Source organism: Nonomuraea sp. NPDC049649 (assembly GCF_040675175.1).
Taxonomy (GTDB): domain Bacteria; phylum Actinomycetota; class Actinomycetes; order Streptosporangiales; family Streptosporangiaceae; genus Nonomuraea.
The window spans coordinates 47,954-66,590 of sequence record NZ_JBFAOH010000007.1 but is presented as its reverse complement, the minus strand read 5'-3'; the positions used below and the strand labels follow the sequence as shown (position 1 = coordinate 66,590).

At 74.1% G+C, this 18,637-nt stretch carries 20 protein-coding genes and 1 pseudogene; 15 read left to right on the top strand and 6 right to left on the bottom strand.

Translation table 11 applies throughout. The features are described 5' to 3' along the window. Window positions 1-14 precede the first annotated feature (14 nt). From AB0J42_RS12005 to ptsP, 8 genes are read left to right on the top strand one after another with little or no spacing between them, the layout of a single operon-like run. Entirely contained in the window at window positions 15-776 is a 762-nt protein-coding gene (locus tag AB0J42_RS12005; protein ID WP_364292024.1) for a DeoR/GlpR family DNA-binding transcription regulator, read from the top strand. Continuing rightward, entirely contained in the window at window positions 773-2,065 is a 1,293-nt protein-coding gene (pfkB, locus tag AB0J42_RS12000; protein WP_364292021.1) for a 1-phosphofructokinase, read from the top strand. The genes AB0J42_RS12005 and pfkB overlap by 4 nt, the downstream gene beginning before the upstream one ends. Window positions 2,066-2,116: 51 nt before the next feature. Next, window positions 2,117-3,283 (top strand): PTS mannitol transporter subunit IICB, encoded by a 1,167-nt coding sequence (locus tag AB0J42_RS11995; protein WP_364292018.1) that lies wholly within the window; start codon window positions 2,117-2,119, stop codon window positions 3,281-3,283. Window positions 3,284-3,286: 3 nt separating this feature from the next. Then, window positions 3,287-3,595, top strand: a complete 309-nt coding sequence (locus AB0J42_RS11990) for a PTS lactose transporter subunit IIB (protein ID WP_364292015.1) — start codon at window positions 3,287-3,289, stop codon at window positions 3,593-3,595. Beyond that, entirely contained in the window at window positions 3,588-4,013 is a 426-nt protein-coding gene (locus tag AB0J42_RS11985) for a PTS sugar transporter subunit IIA (RefSeq protein ID WP_364292012.1), read from the top strand. The genes AB0J42_RS11990 and AB0J42_RS11985 overlap by 8 nt, the downstream gene beginning before the upstream one ends. Beyond that, window positions 4,010-5,014: an alcohol dehydrogenase catalytic domain-containing protein gene (locus tag AB0J42_RS11980; RefSeq protein WP_364292009.1), complete on the top strand. Its 1,005-nt coding sequence runs from the start codon at window positions 4,010-4,012 to the stop codon at window positions 5,012-5,014. The genes AB0J42_RS11985 and AB0J42_RS11980 overlap by 4 nt, the downstream gene beginning before the upstream one ends. Window positions 5,015-5,024: 10 nt before the next feature. Further along, the gene (locus AB0J42_RS11975; protein WP_364292006.1) at window positions 5,025-5,306 is read left to right on the top strand and encodes an HPr family phosphocarrier protein; all 282 of its coding nucleotides are present in this window, start codon (window positions 5,025-5,027) and stop codon (window positions 5,304-5,306) included. Then, a complete protein-coding gene (gene ptsP / locus AB0J42_RS11970) occupies window positions 5,299-6,915 on the top strand; it encodes a phosphoenolpyruvate--protein phosphotransferase (protein ID WP_364292003.1) in 1,617 nt (538 codons plus the stop codon). The genes AB0J42_RS11975 and ptsP overlap by 8 nt, the downstream gene beginning before the upstream one ends. Before the next feature lie 88 nt (window positions 6,916-7,003). Here ptsP and AB0J42_RS11965 read toward each other — a convergent pair whose 3' ends face one another. Next, entirely contained in the window at window positions 7,004-7,645 is a 642-nt protein-coding gene (locus tag AB0J42_RS11965; protein WP_364292000.1) for an NAD(P)H-binding protein, read from the bottom strand. 22 nt (window positions 7,646-7,667) lie between these two features. On the opposite strand from AB0J42_RS11965, the gene AB0J42_RS11960 reads away from it, so the two are divergent. Both AB0J42_RS11960 and gndA read left to right on the top strand, forming a co-directional pair. Next, window positions 7,668-8,360, top strand: a complete 693-nt coding sequence (locus AB0J42_RS11960; RefSeq protein WP_364291997.1) for an HAD family hydrolase — start codon at window positions 7,668-7,670, stop codon at window positions 8,358-8,360. A 62-nt stretch (window positions 8,361-8,422) separates the two neighbouring features. Further along, a complete protein-coding gene (gndA, locus tag AB0J42_RS11955; protein WP_364291994.1) occupies window positions 8,423-9,847 on the top strand; it encodes an NADP-dependent phosphogluconate dehydrogenase in 1,425 nt (474 codons plus the stop codon). Here the strand turns inward: gndA and AB0J42_RS11950 are convergent, their stop codons facing one another. Together AB0J42_RS11950 and AB0J42_RS11945 are read right to left on the bottom strand one after the other, a co-directional pair. Further along, on the bottom strand, window positions 9,848-10,597 hold the full coding sequence (locus AB0J42_RS11950; RefSeq protein ID WP_364291991.1) for an acyl-CoA thioesterase domain-containing protein: 750 nt from the start codon (window positions 10,595-10,597) through the stop codon (window positions 9,848-9,850). It lies immediately after the preceding gene. Window positions 10,598-10,601: 4 nt separating this feature from the next. Continuing rightward, window positions 10,602-11,313: pseudogene (locus AB0J42_RS11945) on the bottom strand (WYL domain-containing protein); the annotation flags it as partial. Between the two features lie 17 nt (window positions 11,314-11,330). Between AB0J42_RS11945 and AB0J42_RS11940 the strand changes: the two are divergent. Together AB0J42_RS11940 and AB0J42_RS11935 are read left to right on the top strand one after the other, a co-directional pair. After that, window positions 11,331-11,891 carry a hypothetical protein gene (locus tag AB0J42_RS11940; RefSeq protein ID WP_364291988.1) on the top strand — a complete coding sequence of 187 codons (561 nt, stop codon included), beginning with the start codon at window positions 11,331-11,333 and terminating at the stop codon, window positions 11,889-11,891. 34 nt (window positions 11,892-11,925) lie between these two features. Continuing rightward, window positions 11,926-12,357: a type II toxin-antitoxin system PemK/MazF family toxin gene (locus AB0J42_RS11935; protein ID WP_364291985.1), complete on the top strand. Its 432-nt coding sequence runs from the start codon at window positions 11,926-11,928 to the stop codon at window positions 12,355-12,357. 45 nt (window positions 12,358-12,402) lie between these two features. On the opposite strand, the gene AB0J42_RS11930 is transcribed toward AB0J42_RS11935, so the two are convergent. Genes AB0J42_RS11930 through AB0J42_RS11920 form a run of 3 tightly spaced genes read right to left on the bottom strand, consistent with a single transcriptional unit; the run spans window position 12,403 to window position 14,837 of the window. Next, the gene (locus AB0J42_RS11930) at window positions 12,403-12,810 is read right to left on the bottom strand and encodes a cupin domain-containing protein (protein WP_364291982.1); all 408 of its coding nucleotides are present in this window, start codon (window positions 12,808-12,810) and stop codon (window positions 12,403-12,405) included. Beyond that, window positions 12,811-13,632 (bottom strand): phosphoenolpyruvate hydrolase family protein, encoded by an 822-nt coding sequence (locus AB0J42_RS11925; RefSeq protein WP_364291979.1) that lies wholly within the window; start codon window positions 13,630-13,632, stop codon window positions 12,811-12,813. Next, window positions 13,629-14,837: a Tm-1-like ATP-binding domain-containing protein gene (locus AB0J42_RS11920; protein ID WP_364291976.1), complete on the bottom strand. Its 1,209-nt coding sequence runs from the start codon at window positions 14,835-14,837 to the stop codon at window positions 13,629-13,631. Before AB0J42_RS11920 ends, AB0J42_RS11925 begins: the two co-directional genes overlap by 4 nt. Window positions 14,838-14,871: 34 nt before the next feature. On the opposite strand from AB0J42_RS11920, the gene AB0J42_RS11915 reads away from it, so the two are divergent. The 3 genes from AB0J42_RS11915 to AB0J42_RS11905 all read left to right on the top strand — a co-directional run bounded on the left by AB0J42_RS11915 (window position 14,872) and on the right by AB0J42_RS11905 (window position 18,564). Beyond that, on the top strand, window positions 14,872-16,218 hold the full coding sequence (locus tag AB0J42_RS11915) for an FAD-dependent oxidoreductase (protein WP_364291973.1): 1,347 nt from the start codon (window positions 14,872-14,874) through the stop codon (window positions 16,216-16,218). Between the two features lie 236 nt (window positions 16,219-16,454). After that, window positions 16,455-17,132, top strand: coding sequence for a DUF3152 domain-containing protein (locus AB0J42_RS11910; protein WP_364291970.1), 678 nt, complete (start codon window positions 16,455-16,457; stop codon window positions 17,130-17,132). A 10-nt stretch (window positions 17,133-17,142) separates the two neighbouring features. After that, window positions 17,143-18,564 (top strand): carboxylesterase family protein, encoded by a 1,422-nt coding sequence (locus AB0J42_RS11905; protein ID WP_364291967.1) that lies wholly within the window; start codon window positions 17,143-17,145, stop codon window positions 18,562-18,564. The last annotated feature ends 73 nt before the right edge of the window (window positions 18,565-18,637 follow it).

The following is an 18,637-nucleotide window of genomic DNA, read 5'->3' as shown; positions in this document are numbered from 1 at the left end:
GGTGAATCAACATCATGTACGCCGAGGAGCGGCAGCAGGAGATCCTGCGCAGGGCGCGCGCGGCGGGCCGCGTCGACGTGGTGTCGCTGGCGGCCGAGCTCGACGTCACCACCGAGACCATCCGCCGCGACCTGACGGCGCTGGAGAAGGCGGGCGTGCTGCGCCGCGTGCACGGCGGCGCCATCCCCGTGGAACGGCTCGGCTTCGAGCCCGCGCTCGCCACCCGCGACGAGGTGATGACCGCGGAGAAGGAGCGCATCGCCAAGGCCGCCCTGGCCGAGCTGCCCGACGACGGGTCGATCATCATCGACGCGGGCACCACCACGGGCCGCCTGGTCGGCGTGCTGCCCGCCGACCGCGAGCTGACCGTGGTGGTCAACTCGCCGCCGCTCGCCACCGCGCTGGCCGCGCGGAGCAACCTCAACGTGATCATGATCGGCGGGCGGGTACGGGGCCGCACCCTGGCGACGGTGGACGACTGGGCGCTCCAGCCGCTGGCCCACCTGCACGTGGACGTGGCGTTCATGGCCACCAACGGCTGCTCAGTGGAGAAGGGCCTGACCACGCCCGACCCGGCGGAGGCGGCGATCAAGCGGGCGATGGTGCGGGCCGCCGAGCGCAGCGTGCTGCTGGCCGACCACACCAAGTTCACCAACACCTACCTGGCCAGCTTCGCCGAGCTGAGCGAGATCGACGTGGTGATCACCGACACCGGCCTGGACGACGCGCTCGCCGCCGAGCTGTCGGCCGCGGGCCCCCAGGTGGTGCGCGCATGATCGTGACGCTGACCCTCAACCCCAGCCTGGACCGGACGATCGAGATCGCCGCGCTGGACCGGGGCGCCGTCATCCGCGCCGCCGCCGCCCGGCTCGACCCCGGCGGCAAGGGGGTGAACGTCTCCCGCGCCCTGCTGGCCAACGCGGTCGCCTCACGCGCGGTGGTGCCGTTCGGCGGGGACGAGGGACGGCAGCTCGTCCACCTGCTCCGGCAGGAGGGCCTGGACATGGTGACCGTCCCGGTGACCGGCCGGACCCGCTCGAACGTGACGCTGGCCGAGCCCGACGGGACCGTCACCAAGATCAACGAGCCGGGGACCGCGCTCTCCCCCGCCGAGCTCGACACCATCGCCGAGTCGGTGCTGGCCGAGGCGCGCGAGGCCGACTGGGTGGTCGCCTCCGGGAGCCTGCCGCCCGAGGTGCCCGAGGACGTCTACGCCCGGCTGTGCCGCCGGTTCGCCGGGGCGGGCATCCACGTCGCGGTCGACACCAGCGGGCCGGCGCTCGCCGCCGCGCTCGGCGGCGGGCCCGCGCTGGTCAAGCCCAACCTGGAGGAGCTGGCCACCGCCACCGGCATGGCGATCACCTGCGTCGGCGACGTGGTGGCCGCCGCGGCCAAGCTGCGGGCGGCGGGCGCGCGTACCGTGCTGGCCAGCCTCGGCGCCGACGGCGCCGTCCTCGTCGAGGACGGCGGCACCTGGTACGGGGAGGCGCCCGTCGCCGAGCCCCGCAACGCGGTCGGCGCGGGCGACGCCATGCTCGCCGGTTTCCTGGCGGGCGGCGGGCGCGGCGCGGACGCGCTGGTGGAGGCGCTGGCCTGGGGCGCCGCCGCGGTCGGCCTGCCGGGCAGCCGCATGCCGGGGCCCTCGGACATCCGCCGCGACGCCGTCCGCGTCTCCCGGCCCGACCCTGCCCGCCTTCTCACCTCCCCGTATCCCCGTACATCCGCCCAAGCTCCGAGTACGAACGACCACCCCTCCCCGCCCGCCGCAACACCTGCGCTTTCGACCGGCCACCGGCCGGACGCGCCGCTCTCACCCACCCCCGCCACGGCGGCCCGGCCCGCCGACACACCCCGCCTCGGGCCGGACGCGTCCGCTTCCGGCGCGGCGGGCCTCACGCCGGAGGAGAGGGGTGCCGTGTCAGGGGCCGGCACCCCGCACGAGGACGGCACCCCGCCGGTCCTCGGCATCCGGTCCCGTCCCGCCGAGCAGGCAGGGGCGGACCCGTCCGGGCCGGTGCCACCGGCCACCGGGGCGGAACGGCATCCGCCGCCGTCCCCCCGCTGACCCCGGCTCACCACGCAAGAGCCTGCTCACCCCCCTAAGGAGCAAAGTCCAATGGCCGACACCTACACTCCCCCGGTCTACGGGACCGGCGTCAAGGCCACGATCCAGCGGATCGGCGGCCACCTGGCCGGCATGATCATGCCGAACATCGGCGCGTTCATCGCCTGGGGTCTCATCACCGCCCTGTTCATCCCCACCGGCTGGCTGCCGAACGAGGGGCTCGCAGCGCTGGTCGACCCGATGATCAAGGTCCTGCTGCCCGTCCTCATCGCCTACACGGGCGGCCGGATGGTGCACGGGCAGCGCGGGGCCGTGGTCGGCGCCGTGGCCGCGATGGGCGTCGTGGTGGGCGCGGACGTGCCGATGTTCCTCGGCGCCATGATCATCGGCCCGCTCACCGCCTGGATCCTGAAATATGTAGACAAGTTCGCTGAGGCGCGGACCCGGGCCGGGTTCGAGATGCTGGTCGACAACTTCTCGGCCGGCATCATCGGCGGCGCGATGGCGGTGGCCGGCGTGCTGGGCATCGGCCCGGTCGTCCAGGTCATCACCACCGGCGCGGGCAACGCGGTCGACTGGCTGGTCGGCAACGGCCTGCTGCCCTTCGCGTCGCTGCTGATCGAGCCCGCCAAGGTGCTGTTCCTCAACAACGCCATCAACCACGGCGTCCTCGGCCCGCTCGGCGTGGCGCAGGCGGCCGACACCGGCAAGTCGATCCTGTTCATGCTGGAGTCGAACCCCGGCCCCGGCCTCGGCCTGCTGCTCGCCTTCATGTTCTTCGGCCCGCGCGCCATGCGGCCCAGCGCCCCGCCCGCCATGATCATCCACTTCCTGGGCGGCATCCACGAGATCTACTTCCCGTACGTGCTGATGAAGCCCCGGCTCATCCTGGCCGTCATCGGCGGTGGCGCGGCCGGCGTGTTCACCTTCATGATCACCGGTGCGGGCCTGGTCGCCACCCCGTCGCCCGGCAGCATCTTCGCCTACCTCGCCGTCACGCCGCGCGGCGGCCTGCTGGCGTCGCTCGCCGGCATCGCGGTCGCCACCGCCGTGTCGTTCGTCCTGGCCGCGCTGCTGCTCGGCTTCGGCCGGGGCGAGAAGGAGGAGCCCGCCGACGACGCCCCCGAGCCCCAGTCGGCCACCGCCGGCGAGCAGAGCGCGAACGGCGAGCCCGCCCGCGAGGAGACCCAGACCCGTACCGCCGCCAAGGAGGCGTGAACCGTGCCCAGCATCGACAGCAAGGACATCCGTAAGATCATCGTCGCCTGCGACGCGGGGATGGGCAGCAGCGTGATGCTCGCCAGCCAGCTCCGCAAGCAGCTCAAGAACGCCGGCGTCACCGTCGAGCACACCCCGGTGAACGACATCCCCGCCGACGCCGACGTGGTGCTCTGCCACGCCGGGCTGGCCGCCCGGGCCAGGGCGTCGGCGCCGGGCAAGGTGCTGGTGCCGTTCCAGATCTTCCTGGGCGACCCGGCCGTCACCAAGCTGGTCGACACCATCAAGAACGGCGGCACCGTCGATGCGTGAGGACCTGCTCGACCCGCGCGCGATCCGGCTGGACGAGCGCGCCGCCGACCGCGACGAGGCCATCCGGCTGTGCGGGCGGGTCCTGGTCGGCATCGGCGCGGTCGCGGAACCGTACGTCGAGGCGATGATCGAGCGGGAGCGCTCGATCTCCACCTACGTCGGCGAGGGAGTGGCGATCCCGCACGGCACCGCGGCCGCCAAGGAGGACGTCAAGCGCGACGCGATCTGCGTCGTGCGCTTCCCCGCGGGCGTGGACTGGGACGGCGACCAGGTCACCGTCTGCGTCGGCATCGCCGCGAAGAACGACGGCCACGTGCCGCTGCTGGCCGAGCTCGCCGAGATCCTCATGGATCCGGAGCGGGCCCGCACGCTGCGCGAGGCCACCGAGACCCGACAGGTAATCGAGGAGCTGACGTGAAGGTCGCCAGATTCCACGCGCCGGGCGACATCCGGATCGAGGACGCCCCGGAGCCGGTCGCCGGCCCCGGCGAGCTGAAGATCCGGGTGCGGAACTGCTCGACGTGCGGAACCGACGCGAAGATCTACAAGTTCGGCCACCACCACATCCGGCCGCCCCGGGTGATGGGCCACGAGATCGCCGGCGAGGTGGTCGGCACCGGCGAGCGGGTGCAGGTGATCGCCGCCATCCCGTGCGGCACCTGCCCCGACTGCCAGGCGGGCCGCCTCACCGTCTGCCCGAACCAGGAGTCGATGGGCTACCACTACGACGGCGGGTTCGCCGAGTACATGGTCGTCCCGGCCAAGGTGCTGGCGGTGAACGGGGTGAACGCCGTCCCGCCCGGCATCGGGTTCGCCGAGGCGTCGGTGGCCGAGCCGCTGGCGTGCGTGCTCAACGGGCAGGCCCTGGCCCGGGTGGGTACGGGTGACGACGTGGTGGTGATGGGGGCGGGCCCGATCGGGTGCCTGCACGTCCGGCTGGCGCGGGCGCGCGGCGCCGCGCGGGTGTTCCTGGTGGACGTGAACACCGAACGGCTCGCGAAGGCTGCCGAGCTGGTACGTCCCGACGCCGCGATCGACGCCGACCCGGTGGAGCAGGTGCTCAAGCTGACCGGCGGCCGCGGCGCCGACGTGGTCATCACCGCCGCCGCGGCGGGCGCCGCCCAGGAGCAGGCCGTGCTGATGACCGCCCGCCAGGGCCGCATCAGCTTCTTCGGCGGGCTGCCGAAGGACGACCCGTTCATCCGGCTGGACTCGAACCTGGTGCACTACCGGGAGCTGACGATCGTCGGCGCCAACGGCTCCAGCCCCGCCCACAACGCCGAGGCCCTGCGCCTGATCGCCGAGGGCGCGGTGCCGGTGGCCGACCTGATCACCCACCGGCTCCCGCTGTCGCGGGTGCTCGACGGGATCGACCTGGTCAGCCGGGGCGAGGCCATCAAGGTCACCATCGAACCGTGAGGAGATTGCCATGCCGGAAAGGACCGTGGCCGTAGCGTCGGCCAGCGGGCTGCACGCCCGGCCCGCCAAGCTGTTCGTCCAGGAGGCGGCCCGGCTGGGGGTTCCCGTGCGGATCCGGGTGGGAGAGAAGTCGGTCCCGGCGCACAGCATGCTGGGCGTGCTGTCGCTGGGCGTCGTCCACGGCACGGAGGTGACCCTGGAGTCCGACGCCCCCGGGGCCGAGGAGGCCCTGGACGCCCTGGCGGCGCTGCTCTCCCGCGATCTGGACGCGGAAGAGGCGCTCGATGGCTGACGACGCCGCCTCCGGCCCGGCCACGCTGGCCGGGCTGGGGGTCAGCCCGGGGCGGACGGCGGGGCCCTGCCTGCGCATGGCCGGCCCGCCGGAGCTGCCCGCACCGTACGCCGTGCCCGACGTGGACGCCGAACTGGCCGTCGTCGGCAAGGCGCTGGAGGCGGTCGCCGAGGACCTGCGCCGCCGCTCGGCCGCCGCGAGCGCGGACCGCAGCGCCGCCGAGATCCTGGACGCGCTCGCCATGATGGCCGACGACCCCACGCTCAGGGAGGAGGCCGAGCAGGCGGTGCGCGACGGCATGGACGCCCCGCACGCCCTGGACGCCGCCTTCACCCGGCACCGCGAGGCGCTCGCCGCGCTGGGCGGCTACCTCGCCGAGCGGGCCGCCGACCTGGACGACCTCAAGCACCGCGCGGTGGCCGCCGCCCTCGGCGTGCCGATGCCGGGCGTGCCGTCCCCGGGGCACCCGTTCGTACTGATCGCCGACGACCTCTCCCCCGCCGACACCGCCGGGCTGGGCCCGGAGGTGCTGGCGCTGGTGACCGTGCGAGGCGGCCCGACCAGCCACACCGCGATCCTGGCCCGCGGGCGCGGCCTGCCCGCCGTGGTGGCGTGCGCGGGCGCCGCGGACCTGGCGGACGGCACGCTCGTCGCCGTGGACGGCGGCACCGGCGAGATCGTCGCCGGAGTCACCGAGGTGGAGGCGACGCGGATCCGCGAGGCGGAGATCGCCGAGCGCGCCCGGCTGGCGGCCACCAGCGGGCCCGGCAGGACCGCCGACGGGCACCCGGTCAAGCTGCTGCTCAACATCGGCTCGGCCGCCGACCTGCGCCCTGACGGCGAGGGGGTCGGGCTGTTCCGGACCGAGTTCCTGTTCCTGGACCGCAGGCAGGCTCCCTCGTACGAGGAGCAGGTCACGGCCTACGCCGACGTGTTCGCCGCCGTGCCGTACGTGGTGGTGCGCACGCTCGACGCGGGGACCGACAAGCCGCTGCCCTTCCTGGGCCTGGCCGAGGAGCCGAACCCGGCGCTGGGGATCCGCGGCCTGCGGGTGGACCGGGTGCTGCCGGACGTGCTCGACACCCAGCTCGACGCGATCGCCGAGGCCGCCCGGCGGACCGGCGCGGAGGCGTGGGTGATGGCGCCGATGGTCAGCACTCCCGGGGAGGCCGCCGCGTTCGCCCGCCGTGCCCGCGAGCGGGGCATCGCCAAGGTGGGCGCGATGGTGGAGGTGCCGGCCGCGGCTCTCCTGGCCGACCGGCTGCTGCGCGAGGTGGACTTCCTGAGCATCGGCACCAACGACCTGAGCCAGTACACCTACGCCGCCGACCGGCAGCACCCGGCGCTGGCCGACCTGCTGGACCCGGCCCAGCCCGCCCTGCTGCGGCTGGTGGAGCGCTGTGCCGAGGCCGGGCGGGCGGTGGGCAAGCCGGTGGGCGTCTGCGGCGAGGCCGCCGGCGACCCCGGACTCGCGCCCGTCCTGGCCGGTCTCGGGGTGACGAGCCTGTCGATGGCCCCGGTCTGCGTCCCCGCCGTCCGCGACGCCCTGTCCCGCCACACCTTGGCGGAATGCCGGGAACTGGCCCGCGCGGCCCTCGCCGGAGACTGACCCGCCGTCCCGCGACCTCCCCGAAGTGGGGGGTGGAGAACGCTGAGGGTTGAGGGCGCCGGGAGATGGCCGGAGACTGGCGCTACCGTCACCAGGCCGTCGCGACCGCCTCTGCGATGGGGATGTCGCCCGAGACGAGTTCCAGGGTGCGGCGGGAGGTGGGGGCGCGCAGGAGGGCGGCGACGACGGCGGCGACGTCGTCGCGGGGCACCGGGCCGGGCGGGACCTCGGCGGCGAGCCGGACCAGGCCGGTGCCGGGCTCGTCGGTGAGCCGCCCGGGCCGGACGATGACCCAGTCGAGGTCGCGGCGGCGCAGGTCCTCCTCGGCCTCCGTCTTGGCCTTGATGTAGGCGGCCCACACCTCGCCGAGGTCGGGGGCGGGCGGCCGGCCCGCGCCCATCGAGGAGATCTGGACGAAGCCCGGCACCCCGGCCCGCTCGGCGGCGTCGGCCATCAGCACGGAGGCGGCCCGGTCGACGGTGTCCTTGCGGGCGGCGCCGCTGCCGGGCCCGGCCCCGGCGGCGAACACGATCGCGTCGGCGCCGCGCACGATCTCGGTGACCTCGTCGACGCTCGCTCTCTCCAGGTCGCAGAGCACGGCCTGGGCGCCGGTGGCCTCGACGTCGGGAAGGTGGGCCGGGTTGCGGACCAGGCCGACGGCGGCGGAGCCGAGCAGTCTCTCCAGCCGGAGCGCGATCTGGCCGTGCCCGCCCGCGATGATGATCCTCATGCGGGCATGGTGTCATGGGAGCATGCAGGACTTCCCTGAGGCGCCGGCACCGGCGTTTCTGTTCGATCTCGACGGCACCCTGATCGACAGCGTCTACCAGCACGTCATCGCCTGGCGGCAGGCGCTGTCGGGGCTGGGCATCGACCTGTCGGTGTGGCGGATCCACCGGCGGATCGGCATGAGCGGCGGCCTGTTCGTGAGCGCGCTGCTGCGCGAGACCGGGCTGAAGCTCAGCCAGGCGCAGATCGACGAGCTGCAGACGACGCACGCGGAGGCGTACGAGCAGCAGGTCGGCTCGGTGCGGCCGCTGCCCGGAGCCAAGGAGCTGCTGTCGGAGCTGTCGGCCCGGGGCGTGCCGTGGGCGATCGCCACCAGCGGGTATTCGCGCACGGCCCGGCTGGCGCTGGGCATGCTGGGGCTGCCGGAGGACACGCCTCTGGTGACGCGTGACCTGGTGCGCCGCGCCAAGCCGGATCCCGACCTGTTTCTGGCCGGGGCCGCGCTGCTGCGCGCCGACCCGGCGCATGCCATGGTGGTGGGCGACAGCATCTGGGATCTGCTCGCCGCGCGCCGCGCGGGCTCGCTGGGGATCGGGCTGCTGTCCGGCGGTTACGGACGGGACGAGCTGGAGCGGGCGGGGGCATTCCGGGTGTACGCCGATCCCGCCGACATGCTGGCCCGGCTGGACGAGCTGGGCGTGCGCCACGGCGACTAGCGGGAATACGGGGCCGAACCTCGGGGCTGGATCTTGCGTATCACCCACAGAGGAGCTTTCACATGGACTTGGCAGACATCGGCGTCACCGGCCTGGCCACGATGGGCCGCAACCTGGCCCGCAACCTGGCCAGGAACGGTTACGCGGTGGCCGTGCACAACCGGTCGGCGTCTCGTACGCAGGACCTGGTGCGGGAGTTCGGCGGCGAGGGGACGTTCGTGCCGTCGGAGGACCTGGCCGGCTTCGTGGCGTCGCTGAAGCGGCCGCGGCGGGCGATCATCATGGTGAAGGCGGGTGCGGGCACCGACGCCGTCATCGACCAGCTCGCCGAGCTGATGGAGCCGGGCGACATGATCGTCGACGGCGGCAACGCGCACTTCGACGACACCCGGCGGCGTGAGGCGGCGCTGCGCGAGAAGGGCCTGCACTTCGTCGGCACCGGCATCTCCGGCGGCGAGGAGGGCGCGCTGAACGGCCCGAGCATCATGCCGGGCGGGTCGAAGGAGTCGTGGGAGGCGCTCGGCCCGATCCTTCAGGACATCGCGGCCAACGTCGACGGGGTGCCGTGCGCGGTGCACGTCGGCCCCGACGGCGCCGGCCACTTCGTGAAGATGGTCCACAACGGCATCGAGTACTCGGACATGCAGCTGATCGCCGAGTCCTACGACCTGCTGCGCCAGGCGCTCGGCGCGTCTCCGGCCGAGCTGGCGGAGGTGTTCCGGGAGTGGAACAGGGGCGAGCTCGGCTCGTACTTGATCGAGATCACCGCCGAGGTGCTCGACCAGGTGGACGCGGCGACCGGCAAGCCGTTCGTGGACGTGGTGGTCGACCAGGCCGAGCAGAAGGGCACCGGCCGGTGGACGGTGCAGAGCGCGCTGGAGCTGGGCGTGCCGGTGACGGGCATCGCCGAGGCGGTGTTCGCGCGGGCGCTGTCGGGCCACCCTGAGCAGCGGAAGGCGGCCAGGTCGCTGGAGGGCCCCGCGGTGTCCGGGGTGGGTGCGAAGGAGCTGATCGAGGACGTGCGCCAGGCGCTGTACGCGTCCAAGATCGTGGCGTACGCGCAGGGGTTCGACCAGATGGCGGCCGCGTCCAAGGAGTACGGCTGGGACCTCGACCTGGGCGCGATGGCGACGATCTGGCGCGGCGGCTGCATCATCCGGGCCAAGTTCCTGGACCGGATCCGCGAGGCCTACGACGCCGACCCGAACCTGCCGACGCTGCTCGCCGACCCGGCGTTCGCGGCGGCGCTGGGCGTGGCGCAGGAGTCGTGGCGGCGGGTGGTCACCACGGCCGTCCAGATCGGCGTGCCGACGCCCGGTTTCTCCTCGGCGCTGGCCTACTACGACGGGCTGCGCCGCGAGCGGCTCCCGGCCGCGCTGGTGCAGGGGCTGCGCGACTACTTCGGCGCGCACACCTACCGGCGGGTCGACCGGGAGGGCTCCTTCCACACCGACTGGTCCGGCGACCGCGTGGAGCGGCCCGCCTGATCAGGTTCTCAGCACCGGGTTGGCCAGGGCGGTGACCACGCAGAAGCCGAACGGGCCCCTGACGTCGTGCAGGGTGACCTGGCCGGTGGAGAGTCCGGCGGCAGCGACGCTGCCGGTGGCCTCCATGCCGATCAGCTCGCCTTCGGGCATCCGGGAGAGGGTGAGCGTGTAGTCGGCGTTGATGAAGGGGACGCCGTCGTCGGTCAGCGAGGTGAGCGGGCTGGCGAAGTCTCCGGCGAGGGCCGCGCGCACGATCGGGGTGAGCTTCTCATCGTCGACGAGCGGGCGGTCCTCACGCGTCCACATCCGCCGCCTGCCGGGCGTCCACCAGATGTCGAACGCCGGCTGCCAGCCCTCCGTGGCCGGCGGGGGGCCGTCGGGCGGGGTCTCGTCCCAGCGCTCGGTGAGCACCGGATGGTTCTCCGGGTGCTCGCCGGTGCGCAGCAGGACGGCGCTGACGCGGCCGATCACGCCCCGCTCGGTGCTCAGGGTGGCGTCGGCCACCCGGATCCGCCGCCCGTCCCTGACGAGCCCGGTCTCGACCGTGACGGGCAGCAGCGGGCTGTTGCGGAACAGGTCGACGGTGAGCCGGGCGATCTGCAGGCCGCTCCCGGCGTACTCGGCCTCGATGGCGCGGGCCGCCAGCCCGCCGAGCAGGCGGCCGTGCAGCATCTCCGGCGACCAGGGGCTGTTGGCGTGGGCGGCGGGCACGTACGCGCCGTCGTGGGAAGTGAAGAACGGGGACGTCACAGAATCAGATTCTAGAGGAGAGCCGCCGGGCCAGGTCACGCAGCCTCTCACGTAGCTCGGGCGGGTCGAGCACGTCGAAGTCGACGTCCAGGAAGGCCACCACGACGGCGATGACATGCAGGTCGTCGCCGCGCAGGGTGAGCAGGCAGGACCGCTCGTCGACGGGCTCGACGACGCCGGTGGTCAGGCCGGCGATCCGCTCGGCGGGCGCGTGCAGCAGGACGCGGGCCTCGATGGGCCACATCTGGTGGCCCAGGCGGCGCTCCACGCCGGTGGACCAGGCTGTGCGGCTCGGCCCGCCGCTCGCTCCCGGTGTAGTCGAAGCGGATTTGCTCGCGGTCGCGGCAGGCGGCGCTGATGCGCGCGAGCGTGCCGGAGTCCACGGTCGGCCCGGTGCGGGCGATCGGCACGGTGTGCTCCTGCAGCGCGCCGACCCGGTGGCGCAGCCTGGACGGCAGGACCTGCTCCAGCTTGGCGAGCGCGCGCAGCGAGGTCTCCTCGATGCCGGTGACGCCGCCGCCCGCCGCGGTGCGCAGCCCGACGGCCACCGCGACCGCCTCCTCGTCGTCGAGCAGCAGCGGCGGCATCCGGGCACCGGCGCCGAGCCGGTAGCCGCCGGACACTCCGGGCGTGGAGTGGATCGGGTAGCCGAGACTGCGCAGCCGCCCGACATCGCGGCGGACGGTCCGCACAGCCACGCCGAGCCGCTCGGCCAGCGGGTTCGGGGACGTACGTGGCCGGCGGGTGGGTGGCGTCGGAGCTCGTGCCGGGCCGGGCGGGGCCCGGCGGGCGGTGGGCGTCGCTGCTGGCCGTCGGAAGGGCCTTCCACGCGGCGCTGCGGGACGTGCCGCGCCCCGATCTGCTGGACCGGCGCGTACACCCGTGGGCGGTCGCGGACCGGGTGGCGTGGCAGGAGGAGAACGTGACCCTGCGCGGGGAGGCCGGGCGGGTGCTGGCGGAGCTGCGCGCGGTCCCGGCGCCGCGCGGTGAGCCCGACCAGCTCGTGCACGGCGACCTGACCGGGAACGTGCTGTACCACCGGGGCAGCCCGCCCGCCGTGATCGACTTCTCGCCGTACTGGCGGCCCGTCCGGTACGCGGAGGCGATCGTGGTGGCGGACGCCCTCCTCTACCACGACGCCGGGTTCGACCTGGTGGACGCGCTCGGCGCGGAGGGGCCGCGCTGGCTCGCCCGCGCGCTGACGTTCCGGCTCGTGGCCGCGGCCCTGCTCACCGGGGAGCCGGATCCCCGCGAGGTGGCGCGGTTCGCTGCTCTGGCGCGGGCCCTGTCATGATCGACATCGTGGCCGGAACGCGTAGAATCCGCGGGTGCGCGATATTGGTGAGGACCCGCGGCCCGTCAAGGGCGCCGTGCGGGAGATCCGGTCCCTGCGGGAGGCCGCCGAGCTGACCTACTCCCCCGAGCTCGACGGGCTCGCCGACCCGGGCGAGATCGTGTGGGCGTGGGTGCCGTACGAGGAGGACCCGGCGCGGGGCAAGGACCGGCCCCTGCTCGTGGTGGGCCGGAGCGGGCGGAACCTGCTGGGTCTGATGCTGTCCAGCCGGGGCGGCGACGGGCCCGGCTGGTTCGAGCTGGGCGTGTGGGGCCGCGACGGCAAGAGCTCGCACGTACGCCTGGACCGGGTGTTCGTGCTGGACGAGGACGACATCCGGCGCGAGGGCGCGGTGCTGGACCTCGACCGGTTCACCCGGCTGGCGGCGGTGCTGATGCGCACGTACGGGTGGACCGCGGGGCGGTGAGGCCCCGCGGCGGTCAGGACCTGCGCCATGCGGGGATCGCCCGGGTCAGGGCCGGCGCCAGGTGGGGATGTCGCCCGCCGGGTGGAGGCGGAAGCCGGGCGCGGCTTCCAGGGCCTTCTCCGCGCCACCCGGGGTGTAGGTGACGATCAGGCGGAGCTGTTGCCAGCCGGTGTTGTACGTCGAGTGGTAGACGCCGGTCGGGATGTGCACGGCGTCGCCCGCGCGGATGGGGAACTCCTCGCCGTCGCCGACCATCTGGCGGGCCTCCCCGGAGATCACGTAGAGGATCTCCTCGGCGTCCGGGTGGTTGTGGCGGGCGTGGCCCATGCCGGGGTTGACGATGACCTCGCCGAACGTGCTGCCCGCGCCGGGGACCGCGTCCGGGGTGACGAACCACTTGATCGAGCCCCAGTCGAACGTCGTCGTCGGGACCGCCTCGGGGTTGATGCGCATTCAAATCTCCAGGCTCTTGAAGGCGGCCACCTGCTCGGTGATGGCCCGCTCGGTGGGGAGGCGTTCGACGGAGGAGGCGCCGAAGAAACCGGCCACCCCCTCGGTGCGGGCGAGCACGTACTGGGCGTCCTGCGGCTCGGCGATGGGCCCGCCGTGGCAGAGCACCAGGATGTCCGGCCGGACGGCGACGGCCGCGTCGCGCATCGCCTGCACCCGGTCCACGGCCTCGTCGAGGGTGAGGGCGGTGCCGGCGCCGATGCTGCCCTTGGTGGTCAGCCCGACGTGCGGGACGAGCACGTCGGCCCCGGCCTCGGTCATGGCCCGCGCCTGGTCCTCGTCGAACACGTACGGCGCCGTCACCAGGTCCCGCTCGTGCGCCTGCCTGACCATCTCGACTTCCAGGGCGTACCCCATCCCGGTCTCCTCGAGGTTCTGCCGGAACACCCCGTCGTACAGCCCGACGGTCGGGAAGTTCTGCACCCCCGCGAACCCCATCGCCTTGAGCTGGTCGAGGAAGCGCGGCATGACCCGGAACGGGTCGGTGCCGCAGACCCCGGCCAGCACCGGCGTGTCCCGGACCACGGGCAGCACCTCGGCGGCCATCTCGACCACGATCTGGTTGGCGTCGCCGTACGGGAGCAGCCCGGCGAGCGAGCCGCGCCCGGCCATCCGGTAGCGGCCCGAGTTGTAGATGATGATCAGGTCGACGCCCCCGGCCTCGGCGCACTTGGCGGACAGTCCGGTGCCCGCGCCCGCGCCGATCACCGGCCTGCCCTCCGCGACGGTCGCGCGGAGCCGTTCCAGCACTTCCCGGCGGTTCACCGGCTGCCTCCGATCATCTCGTGGAGCCGGTCGGCCATCGCCCGCCCGAACTCCGGGTCGTTGATGTGCAGGTCGAGCCGCACGGTCGAGGGGTGGGACGCCAGGGCGGCGAAGCAGGCTTCGTCCGCCTCCGGGTCGTGGAAGGGCATGCCCTCGGCGTCCAGCGCGGACACCCCCTTGAGCGGGATGAACAGCTCGGCCGGCCCGGTCGCCTCGGCCAGTTTGGCCGCCACTCTGCGGCCCAGCTCCGCCATCTCCTCCGGCGTGGTCCGCATCAGCGTGACCGTCGGGTTGTGCACGTACAGGTCGCGGCCGGCGAACCTCTCCGGTACGGAGTCGCGCGGCCCGAAGTTGACCATGTCGAGCGCTCCCGGCGCGACCACCTGCGGCACGCCGTGCCGCCCGGCCGCGGTGAGCCGGTCGGGCCCCGCCGACAGCACCCCGCCCACCAGGTCGTCGGCCAGCTCGGTGGTGGTCAGGTCGAGCACCCCGGCCAGCATGCCGCTCGCGGCCAGGCCCTCCATCGCCCGGCCGCCCGCCCCGGTGGCGTGGAAGACCAGCACCTCGTACCCGAGCTCGCGCAGCCGCTCGCGGGCGGCGTCCACCGCCGGGGTGGTCACCCCGAACATGGTCGCGCCGACCAGCGGCCGGTCGCCCTCCTCGGCCCGCTGCCCCCGGTAGGCGGCGGCCATCCCGGCGGCCGCGGCGGCGGCGTTGCCGAGGATCGCCCGCGACAGCCGGTTGACGCCCGCGATGTCGACGACGCTGTACATGAGCGTGACGTCCTTCGCCCCCACGTACGGGGACACGTCGCCGGACGCCATCGTCGAGACGATCAGCTTCGGCAGGCCGATCGGCAGGTCGCGGACCGCCCGCGCGGCGATCGACGAGCCGCCGCTGCCGCCCACCGCCAGCACGGCGGACACCCGCCCGGCCGCGTGCAGCTCCGCCAGCACCGCCGCCGCGCCCTCCCCCATCGCGGTGACGGCCGCCCCGCGGTCGCCGGACGCGCGCAGGCTCTCCAGGTCGGCGCCGGCCGCCGCCGCGACCCGGTCGCCGGGATAGTCGACGGGGTAGGACACGCCCGGGGCGGCCGTGCCCGCGTCGATCACCAGGACGTCCTGGCCGAGCTCGATCAGCCGGTCACGCAACCATCCGTATTCCTCGCCCTTGGTGTCGAGGGTGCCGATGAGTACGACTGTCATCCTCTGACGTTAACCCGGCTGGGATCATGTGGGCATGCGTGTTGCGGTCATCGGGAGCGGCATCGTCGGAGCCGCCGCGGCTCACCACCTGAGCGGGCGCGGTGTGTCGGTGACGGTGGTGGACGGGGCGTACTCCGGGCAGGCCACCCAGGCGGGGGCCGGGATCGTCTGCCCGTGGGTGGACCATCCCGGCGACGACGACTGGTACCGGCTGACCCGCGAAGGCACCCGCCGCTACCCGGAGCTGCTGTCCTCGCTGGGCGGGGACCTGGGGTACGCGCGGGTCGGCGCGCTGCTGGTCGCCGGCGACCCCGACGACCTGGAGCCGGTGCGCGCCCTGCTGGCCCGGCGTTACGCGGAGGCGCCGGAGATGGGGCAGGTGGCGGACGTCGCCGCGCCGTCCGCCCTGTTCCCGCCGCTGGCGGAGGATCTGAGCGCGCTCCTGGTGCCGGGCGCGGCCCGGGTGGACGGGCGGTCGGTACGGGACGCGCTGCTGCGCGCCGCCGTCCGTCAGGGCGCCGAGCTCCGCACGGGCACGGCGACGCTCACGCCGGACGGCGAGGTGCTGGTACGAGACGTCCAGGAGACGGATCTGCACGGCTACGTCACGCCTGCACCCGGCTCATCCGCTGAAGGATCATGGCGGCAGGCCACCCCTCACCCACCCGGTCCAGGCAGCCGTACGGCGTCCCCCGCACAACCCGGGTCCGATGCTCCGCCTCCGCGCGCGACCGCCACCGGTCCGGAGGCTGCCGCGCGTCAAGCCGGGAGGACGGCCTACGGGTCGCCGGTTTTCGCCGGGGTGGTGGCCGGTGGGGAGGCGGGGGAAGAGAGGCACGAGGCGAGCGGTGCCGGGGTCGTGATCGAAGCCGATGTGGTGATCGTGGCCGCGGGGGCGTGGAGCGGAGAGGTGTGCCGGGGGCTCGGGGTGGAACTGCCGGTGTTTCCGCGGCGAGGGCAGATCGTGCACGTGACGCTGGAGGGGGTGGACACCTCCGAGTGGCCGATCGTGCTGCCGCACGCCGGGCCGTACCTGCTGGGGTTCCCGGGGTCGCGGGTGGTGGTGGGGGCGACGATCGAGGACGTGGGGTTCACGCCACGGGTCACGATGGGCGGTCTCGACGAGGTGCTGCAGGCGGGTCTGCGGGTGGCGCCGGGGCTCTTCGGGGCGACGGTGACGGAGGCTCGGGTGGGGCTGCGGCCGGTGTACGCGCCGGGCTCGCCGCTCATCGGGCCGCTCACCGACCGGGTGATCGTGGCCACGGGGCTGGGGGCGTACGGGCTGACGGCGGGGCCGTTCGCCGGGCGGCTGGCGGCCGATCTGGCGCTGGGCGAGGAGCCGCCGCTGGACGTCGGCCGTTACCGCCCCCAGGTGCGCTGAACCAGGTGCGCTGACCAGCGCGTCGAGTCCTCGCCCGTACCGGCATCTGAAGGGCTGCGACCAGCGGGCACCCGTAGATCTGAAGGGCTGCGACCAGGCGTACGACGCGGAAGCCCGGTAGCCGCCCGTCGCGAAAAGGTCCCGGTACCGGGTGTGGTGAACCGCCGTTGCGGGTGGCCGGGTGGTGGGTACGATCGTGACCTCCCCCGTTCGAGACGTTCGTGGGGAGGCGCGGTTTGCGCGCGTTGCTGGTCGTTGTCCTGTTCGCCGTGGCGGCGTGCGCCGCACCGGTCCCGACCGGCCCTCCTCCCCCGGAGTCGAGTCCTCCGGTCTCCAGCGCGCCGCCGCGGGCGGAGCGGCTCGGGCCGCCGGTGCCGCTGGTGCCGCAGCGGGCGTCGGGGAAGTACCAGGTGGTGCGCGGCGAGGAGGCGCCCCGGCGGGGCGGCGGCCGGGTGATCCGTTATCTGGTGGAGGTGGAGCGGGGGCTGCCGTTCGACGCGCGGGAGTTCGCGGCGGAGGTGCACCGGACGCTCAACGACGTGCGCGGCTGGGGCCGGTTCCGGCGGGTGGGGCGGCCGCCGGCGACGCTGCGGGTGGCACTGTCCAGCCCGCGGCTGACCGACCGGGAGTGCCGGCCGCTGCGCACGCACGGCGATCTGTCCTGCTGGAACGGCACCCGCGCGGTCATCAACGCGCTGCGCTGGGCGGAGGGCGTGCCGCATTTCGGCGGCGACCTGACCGCCTACCGGCAGTACCTGATCAATCACGAGGTGGGGCACTCGCTCGGCCACCGGCACGCCAGGTGCCCGAAGAAGGGCCGCCTGGCCCCGGTGATGCTGCAGCAGTCGCGGTGGCTGAAGGGCTGCCGCCCGAACCCGTGGCCGCACCCGGGGCGGGGCCCTCGGGAGCGTTAGGCTGAACGACATGCCGACGATCAGCACCGGTGAGGTCAGCGGGTCCGTGCACGACGGTGTCGCCGTCTTCAGGGGTATTCCGTACGCGAAGAGCCCGTTCGGGCCGCGCAGGTTCGCCGCGCCCGAGCCGGCGGAGCGGTGGGACGGCACGTTCGAGGCGGTCCGGTTCGGGCCGCGCCCGCCGCAGCCGGTGGCGGTGCCGGGCCAGCCGGCCTGGGATCCGTCCGGCGGGCTGGACATCCTGACGGTGAACGTGTGGACGCCCGATCCGGGCGGTTCGGGCCTGCCGGTCATGGTCTGGCTGTACGGGGGCGCCTATCTGGTGGGGTCGGCCGACTGGCCCGAGTACGACGGGACGCGGCTGGCCCGTGAAGGCGTCGTGGTGGTGACGCTGAACTATCGGGTGGGGATGGAGGGGTTCGGCCAGGTGCCGGGCGCGCCGGCCAACCGGGGCCTGCTCGATCAGGTGGCGGCGCTGCGCTGGGTGCGGGAGAACATCGCGGCGTTCGGCGGCGATCCGGGCAACGTGACGGTCTTCGGCGAGTCGGCGGGGGCCGGGTCGGTGGCGTGCCTGCTGGCGATGCCGTCGGCGGCGGGGCTGTTCCGGCGGGCGATCGCGCAGAGCGTGCCCGGGGTGTTCCTCTCCCCCGGGCTGGCCGGGCGCGTGTCGGCGGCGATCCTGGAGCGGGCGGGCGGCGGCCCCGCTCATGAGGTGCCGCCAGAGCGGCTGGTGACGGCGGCGGAGGAGTTCGGCGAGGAGGAGCTGACCGGGCGGCACGACCGGTGGGGGCTGCTGGCCAGCGCCGCGATCCCGTTCGCGCCGGTGGTGGACGGCGAGGTGCTGCCCGAGCTGCCGTGGGATGCCCTGCGCGGCGGGGCGAGCGCGGGCGTGGAGCTGATCTCCGGCTACACCCGCGACGAGTTCCGCACCTTCCATGCGATGAGCGGCGGGCGGCCGGTCGACCTGGCGGGGGCGCTCAAGCGGCTGGCTCCCCCGGGCGCGGAGGCGGTCTACCGGGAGGCGGACGGAGACGAGGCGTACGTCCGGCTGATGTCCGACTGGCTGTTCAGGATGCCGAGCACGCTGCTGGCCGAGGCGCACCGGGGCCCGGCCTGGCTGTATGAGCTGGCCTGGGCGCCGACCCCTTTCCTGGGCGCCTGTCACGGGCTGGACGTGCCGCTGGTGTTCGGCACGGTGGACGGTGAGATGGCGCGGATGGTGGCGGGCGGCTCGCCGGATCTGGAGCGGATGTCGGAGCGGTTCCGCGCGGCGTGGGTGCGGTTCGCCGCGACCGGCGACCCGGGCTGGCCCCGCTACGCGCCGGAGTCCGCTACGACGCACGTGTTCGACCTGGAACCGGCCGACGTGGACGACCCGCAGGCGGTCTCGCGGAAGCTGTGGGCCGGGTCCGGCGTCTCCGTGATCGGCTGAATTCCGCCGCGCGCACCGAACTATCGCGATATATCGTACGTATCAGCAAGGAGGACATTCTTTCCAGGGGGGA

What these genes read in the sequence shown, in the direction of transcription:
- AB0J42_RS11965 (WP_364292000.1), bottom strand. Translation starts at nt 7,645, where the DNA reads ATGAGGATCATCATCGCGGGCGGGCACGGCCAGATCGCGCTCCGGCTG.
- gndA (WP_364291994.1), top strand. Translation starts at nt 8,423, where the DNA reads ATGGACTTGGCAGACATCGGCGTCACCGGCCTGGCCACGATGGGCCGC.
- AB0J42_RS11995 (WP_364292018.1), top strand. Translation starts at nt 2,117, where the DNA reads ATGGCCGACACCTACACTCCCCCGGTCTACGGGACCGGCGTCAAGGCC.
- ptsP (WP_364292003.1), top strand. Translation starts at nt 5,299, where the DNA reads ATGGCTGACGACGCCGCCTCCGGCCCGGCCACGCTGGCCGGGCTGGGG.
- AB0J42_RS11975 (WP_364292006.1), top strand. Translation starts at nt 5,025, where the DNA reads ATGCCGGAAAGGACCGTGGCCGTAGCGTCGGCCAGCGGGCTGCACGCC.
- AB0J42_RS11930 (WP_364291982.1), bottom strand. Translation starts at nt 12,810, where the DNA reads ATGCGCATCAACCCCGAGGCGGTCCCGACGACGACGTTCGACTGGGGC.
- AB0J42_RS11915 (WP_364291973.1), top strand. Translation starts at nt 14,872, where the DNA reads ATGCGTGTTGCGGTCATCGGGAGCGGCATCGTCGGAGCCGCCGCGGCT.
- AB0J42_RS12005 (WP_364292024.1), top strand. Translation starts at nt 15, where the DNA reads ATGTACGCCGAGGAGCGGCAGCAGGAGATCCTGCGCAGGGCGCGCGCG.
- AB0J42_RS11985 (WP_364292012.1), top strand. Translation starts at nt 3,588, where the DNA reads ATGCGTGAGGACCTGCTCGACCCGCGCGCGATCCGGCTGGACGAGCGC.
- pfkB (WP_364292021.1), top strand. Translation starts at nt 773, where the DNA reads ATGATCGTGACGCTGACCCTCAACCCCAGCCTGGACCGGACGATCGAG.
- AB0J42_RS11960 (WP_364291997.1), top strand. Translation starts at nt 7,668, where the DNA reads ATGCAGGACTTCCCTGAGGCGCCGGCACCGGCGTTTCTGTTCGATCTC.
- AB0J42_RS11905 (WP_364291967.1), top strand. Translation starts at nt 17,143, where the DNA reads ATGCCGACGATCAGCACCGGTGAGGTCAGCGGGTCCGTGCACGACGGT.
- AB0J42_RS11920 (WP_364291976.1), bottom strand. Translation starts at nt 14,837, where the DNA reads ATGACAGTCGTACTCATCGGCACCCTCGACACCAAGGGCGAGGAATAC.